5 protein-coding genes are annotated in these 5,331 nt (G+C 74.1%); 4 read left to right on the top strand and 1 reads right to left on the bottom strand.

Translation table 11 applies throughout. From position 1 onward, the window contains the following. Positions 1–216 precede the first annotated feature (216 nt). Entirely contained in the window at positions 217–1,509 is a 1,293-nt protein-coding gene (locus ECOMGDLI_RS29535; RefSeq protein ID WP_088320414.1) for a DUF2314 domain-containing protein, read from the top strand. 96 nt (positions 1,510–1,605) lie between these two features. On the opposite strand, the gene ECOMGDLI_RS29530 is transcribed toward ECOMGDLI_RS29535, so the two are convergent. Then, positions 1,606–2,679: an ABC transporter ATP-binding protein gene (locus tag ECOMGDLI_RS29530; protein ID WP_088320413.1), complete on the bottom strand. Its 1,074-nt coding sequence runs from the start codon at positions 2,677–2,679 to the stop codon at positions 1,606–1,608. A 345-nt stretch (positions 2,680–3,024) separates the two neighbouring features. On the opposite strand from ECOMGDLI_RS29530, the gene ECOMGDLI_RS29525 reads away from it, so the two are divergent. From ECOMGDLI_RS29525 to ECOMGDLI_RS29515, 3 genes are all read left to right on the top strand, one after another. Next, a complete protein-coding gene (locus ECOMGDLI_RS29525) occupies positions 3,025–3,654 on the top strand; it encodes a calcium-binding protein (RefSeq protein ID WP_143448026.1) in 630 nt (209 codons plus the stop codon). Positions 3,655–3,852: 198 nt separating this feature from the next. Beyond that, complete coding sequence (locus ECOMGDLI_RS29520; protein ID WP_088320415.1) at positions 3,853–4,281, top strand: CBS domain-containing protein; 429 nt, start codon at positions 3,853–3,855, stop codon at positions 4,279–4,281. A 182-nt stretch (positions 4,282–4,463) separates the two neighbouring features. After that, positions 4,464–5,331 (top strand): serine/threonine-protein kinase (locus tag ECOMGDLI_RS29515; protein ID WP_143448025.1); only part of this gene is annotated, 868 nt, incomplete at its 3' end.

The following is a 5,331-nucleotide window of genomic DNA, read 5'->3' as shown; positions in this document are numbered from 1 at the left end:
CCCGACGGCGCCGCGCGCGGGCGCCCTTCCCGGTGACGGTCACGCAGATGCCGATGGCCACGTGCCAGGTCTGCGGCCGGTCGCTCGCGCACCGCAAGGGCGAGGTCAGCGCCGCGCTCACAGCGCACTACGAGCGCGACCACCCCGAGCTCCTCGGCCGCTGAGGCGTCTCGTTCTGAGACGGTCCGGCGCACTCCGGGCGACGTACAGTCGGGCATGGCCGACGAGATCGTCCTCCCCGTGCCCGAGACCCTCTCCGCCGTCTACGTCGTGCCGACGTCCCGCCCGCCGGACGACCTCGACGCCCTGACCACCCGGATCGTCGACGCCCTCGGCGAACCGCTCGGCGGGCTCGTCCGCGGCATGCTCACCGTCCCGCTCCTCGAGCTGGCCGTCCGGCCCACCGCCGAGCTGCCCCCGATGCCCGACGAGATCCTCGCCGTCATGGGCGCGAGCGACAGCTCGCGCGCACTCGCGCGGGAGGCGTCGCACGCCGTCGTCGTCACGGGCGTCTACCAGCCCGGCTGGCCGCCCGCCCACGAGTGGGGTGCCGCCGCGGTCGCCGGCGGGATCGCGGCGCGCCTCGACGTGCCGGTGCTCGACGTCGTCGTCCCGCGGCTGCGGACGGCCAAGCAGGTGCTCGACGCACTGCCGACCGGCGAGCGCCCGCTCGCGGCGGTGGACTGGATCCAGATCGTGCACTCCGCGACGCCCGAGGGGTTGTGGTTCACCACCAAGGGCCTGGGCCGGTTCGGGCTGCCCGAGCTCGCGACCGAGGGCGTCCCGCCGCAGCTCGCCGGGCCGTGGACGAGCGTGCTCAACGGCCTGGCGCAGGTGCTGCTGCGCACCTACGCGGACACGCTGGAGGGCGGGGAGGGGCGGGACGGCGAGGAGCGCCCCGCGTTCGTCACCCTGCCCGCCGAGGTCGGCATCGGCGAGGAGGACGTCGTCCGCGCGCACGGCGGCAAGCCCGCCGGCACCCGGACGACGCGGCTGCGGCTGCGGCTCGACCCGGCGACGGACCCGGACGCCGACAGCTTCCTCACGGTGGTGCCGCCGCTGGACTTCGCCGCGTCCGCGGGCGAGTTCATGGTCGCCGTCTGCGCGGACCTCTTCGGCGCCGGGGACGACGAGGTCGTGCACGCGCCGGACGACGAGGCGATGGGCGCCGCGATGGATGCCGCGATCGACCGGGCCCGCGCGACCCTCGCCGGTGCCCGGCAGCGGTTCGTCGACGGTGGCATCCCGGCCGGCTCGCACCTCATCGTCAAGCACGGCCTGGAGTCCGAGGACGGCACCGAGTTCGTCTGGGCCTACGTCACGGACTGGCAGACCCCGGACCGGGTCGTCGGCCGCTGCGGCTCGGACGCCGACAGCGACCCCGAGTACCGGGTCGGCCGGCCGGTGCGGCTGCTCGCCGAGGACGTCGTCGACTGGGCGGTCTGGACCGACGGCACGGGCATCGTCGAGGGCGGGTTCACCGACGCCGTCCTCAGCGGCGGAGGCTGAGCCCGGCGCGTTCCCGGGGGGATCGCGGAAGGGCCCCGCGCACCGAGGTGCGCGGGGCCCTTCCTGCGGAGCGGGTGCTGCCGAGGGACCGGCAGGTCAGCCGAGGCGCTGGCCGTTCGCGGCGTCGAACAGGTGCACGTGCTCGGGCTTGGGCGCGAAGTGCACCGTCGAGCCCTTCTCCGGCACCGAGCGGCCGTCGGTGCGCGCGACGATCGGCATGTCCGAGTCGTTGCTGCGCAGCGTGCCGTAGACGTACGCGTCGGCGCCGAGCTCCTCGACGACGTCGACCGTGACGGCCAGGCCGTGCTCGGAGAGGAGGAGGTCCTCCGGGCGCATGCCGACCGTGAGCTTGTCGCCCGAGCCGGCGCTCACCGTCTCGCGCTCGACCGGCCACACCATGTCGCCGATCTGGACGCCGCCCTCGACCTTGGGCAGGTCGAGCAGGTTCATCGCGGGGGAGCCGATGAAGCCGGCGACGAAGACGTTGTTCGGGTGGTCGTACAGCTCGCGCGGCGTGCCGACCTGCATGAGAAGGCCGTCCTTGAGGACGCAGACCCGGTCGCCCATCGTCATGGCCTCGGTCTGGTCGTGCGTGACGTAGACCGTGGTGACGCCGAGGCGCCGCTGCAGCGAGGCGATCTGCGTGCGCGTCTGGACACGGAGCTTGGCGTCGAGGTTCGACAGCGGCTCGTCCATGAGGAAGACCTGCGGCTTGCGGACGATGGCGCGGCCCATCGCGACGCGCTGGCGCTGGCCGCCGGAGAGGGCCTTCGGCTTGCGCTCGAGGTACGGCGTGAGGTCGAGGATCTTGGCGGCGTCCTCGACGCGCTGGCGGATCTCGTCCTTGGAGACGCCGGCGATCTTGAGGGCGAAGCCCATGTTGTCGGCGACCGTCATGTGCGGGTAGAGCGCGTAGCTCTGGAAGACCATCGCGATGTCGCGGTCCTTCGGGGGGACCTGCGTGACGTCGCGCTCGCCGATGAGGATGCGACCCTCGTTGACGTCCTCGAGGCCCGCGAGCATCCGCAGCGAGGTGGACTTGCCGCAGCCGGACGGGCCGACGAGGACGAGGAACTCGCCGTCCTCGATCTGCAGGTCGAGCTTGTCGACGGCGGGCTTGGTGGACCCGGGGTAGAGCCGGGTCGCCTGGTCGAACGTGACCGTAGCCATGACTGATGAATCCCTTCACCGGCAGGAACGTGCCGGACGATCCGAGTGGAGGGTGACCGGCGCCGTCACCTCGACGACCCCGGCTGGTGCTCCCCGCGAAACCTGCGGGTGCCTCGCATCCTTGTCGATCGACGGGGCGACGTAAAGGGTTTCAGCCGTGTTACTCGTCCGTTCTGTCGCGGATGCGCCCTCCCGGTCGGTACGGAGCGTCACGTGCCTGCCCGGCCCGGGCCCTTCGGCCCCGGTCCCGTTGTGACGCGGGGCTGACGGCGCGCTGAGCGCCCTCCGGCACGGTCTGCGCCACAGCCGCCGCGGCAGGTGCGGCGGCCGGGGAGAGGACGACCGATGAGCAGGACCATGACGCTGTCACTCGCACGAGCGCTGACCCGCACCCCGGGCGCGCAGGCCGGGGCCGGGGCGGCCCGGAGCACGACCGGACGGCGGCGCCTGCGCCGGGGCGCGGGGGCCGCTGCGGCCGCCCTGCTCCTCACCGGCGGCGGGCTGCTCGCCGCGGGCGGGCCGGCCGACGCGGCGGTGACGACGTGCTTCGGGATGACGGCCGCGCAGGCCCTCGCGGCGGGGTACTCGACCGTCGTCGGCAACCAGGCGGTCCTCAACGGGACCGGCGGGAAGAACTGGATCGTCGGCGGCGCCGCGGCGCAGACGATCAACGCCTCGGGCGGCGACGACCTCGTGTGCGGCGGCGGCGGGGCCGACACGATCAACCTCGGTGACGGCGCCGACTGGGCCCGCGGCGACTCCGGGAACGACGTCGTCAAGGGTGGCAACGGCAACGACGCGCTCTGGGGCGACGACGGGGCCGACCGGCTCTACGGCGAGGCCGGCAACGACCTGCTCTTCGGGGTCGCCGGCAACGACGGCACCATGAGCGGCGGCTCCGGGGTCGACGCCGGCGACGGCGGGGCGGGTGCCGACACGTGCACGGCGACGGTGGAGCTGCAGATCTCCTGCTGACCTCCAGCCGACCGGGGACCGCCCTGACCGGGGCGGTCCCCGGCGGTGTGAACGCTCCCGTCCGGCGCCCGCCGGGAAACGTTCGTGCACGAATGCACAAGGCTGTGAGCAGGGGGTTCACACGCCGCGCCGGAGCGGTTACCGTCGACGGAAGGTCGGGCCCGGCCGGGGCTCGGACAGCGGGCGGAGGTGCGGATCATGCGGATCACGGATGTGCTGCGACGCAAGGGCGATCTCGTGGTGACCATCGCTCCCGAGGACACGGTCCGGACGCTGCTCGACGCGCTGGCCCGGTACAAGGTGGGTGCGCTCGTCGTGAGCTCGGGCGCCGGGGTCCTCGACGGGATCGTCAGCGAGCGGGACGTCGTCCGGCACCTCCAGGCGCACGGCGCGGAGATCCTCGACCGGCCGGTGAGCTCGATCATGACCGTGGACCTCCACACGGCGACGCCGCAGGACTCCGTCGACGACCTCATGCTCCTCATGACCGAGAAGCGGATCCGGCACGTCCCGGTGGTCGTCGAGGAGAACCTCGTCGGCATCGTGAGCATCGGTGACGTCGTCAAGCACCGCATCGAGGAGCTCCAGAGCGAGCGCGACCAGCTCACGGCGTACATCACGAGCTGACGCAACCGCGGGGCCGTGCGGCGCGTCGGGAAGGCATGGCCCCCTACGCGCCCTGGTCCCCGGACCCCGTCGCCGCGTCGTCCCACCGTGGTCGGACGGCGGGTCCGACCGCAGGCGGAGATCCGGGCCCGGTGCGCGCGAGCGGCGCCGGTCCCACAGGTCCCTCGCGTACCGTGGTCGGTATGACAGGGGGCGGCGCGTGGGACCACTCCACCGTCGGCCCGTACCGGCTCGTGAGCCGGCTCGGCGAGGGCGGCATGGGGGTCGTCCACCTCGCGGTCGGGCCGGACGACCGTGCCGTCGCGATCAAGGTGCTCAGGGCGCACGTCGCGGCGGACCCCGACGCGCGCCTGCGGCTGGCCCGTGAGGTCGCCACGCTGCGCCGGGTCCGGCACCCGCGGGTCGCGGAGGTCCTCGACGCGGACGTCGACGGGCCGGTCCCGTACCTCGTGACCCGGTTCGTGCCGGGCCGCACCCTCGACGACCTCGTCCGCGAGCGCGGCCCGATGCCGCTCGAGCGGGTCGTCCACACCGGGCGGGTGCTCGCCGACGCCCTGCGGTCGATCCACGCCGCCGGTGTCGTCCACCGGGACGTCAAGCCGGCCAACGTCATGCTCCCGGACGACGACCCGGTGCTCATCGACTTCGGCATCGCCCACGTGGCCGACGAGTCCCGGATCACCATGACCGGTCTCGTCATGGGCACCCCGGGCTACCTGTCGCCCGAGGTCGTCGCCGGGCACCCGGTGACGCCCGCGACCGACTGGTGGGGCTGGGGGAGCACGCTCGCGTTCGCCGCGACCGGCCGGGCCCCTTTCGGCACCGGGCCGATCGAGGTCGTGCTCGACCGGGTCCGCCGCGGCGACGCCGACCTCACGGGCCTCGACCCGCGGCTGCGGAGCATCGTCGCGACGGCGCTCGCGGCCGAGCCGGGCACCCGGCCGCCGGCCGACTGGCTCATCGGTGCCCTCGAGGACGTCCTGACGAACCGGACGGCGAACCCGGCGGCCGCCGCGACCGTCGCCACCCCGGCCCCCGGCCGCCCCGGGC

The organism is Kineosporia sp. R_H_3, assembly GCF_002198675.1.
GTDB lineage: Bacteria > Actinomycetota > Actinomycetes > Actinomycetales > Kineosporiaceae > R-H-3.
The sequence above is the reverse complement of the archived record's forward strand: the minus strand, read 5'-3'. Positions and strand labels throughout refer to the sequence as shown.

Coding starts and splice junctions, on each gene's coding strand:
- ECOMGDLI_RS29525 (WP_143448026.1), top strand. CDS start 3,025: ATGAGCAGGACCATGACGCTGTCACTCGCACGAGCGCTGACCCGCACC.
- ECOMGDLI_RS29520 (WP_088320415.1), top strand. CDS start 3,853: ATGCGGATCACGGATGTGCTGCGACGCAAGGGCGATCTCGTGGTGACC.
- ECOMGDLI_RS29530 (WP_088320413.1), bottom strand. CDS start 2,679: ATGGCTACGGTCACGTTCGACCAGGCGACCCGGCTCTACCCCGGGTCC.
- ECOMGDLI_RS29535 (WP_088320414.1), top strand. CDS start 217: ATGGCCGACGAGATCGTCCTCCCCGTGCCCGAGACCCTCTCCGCCGTC.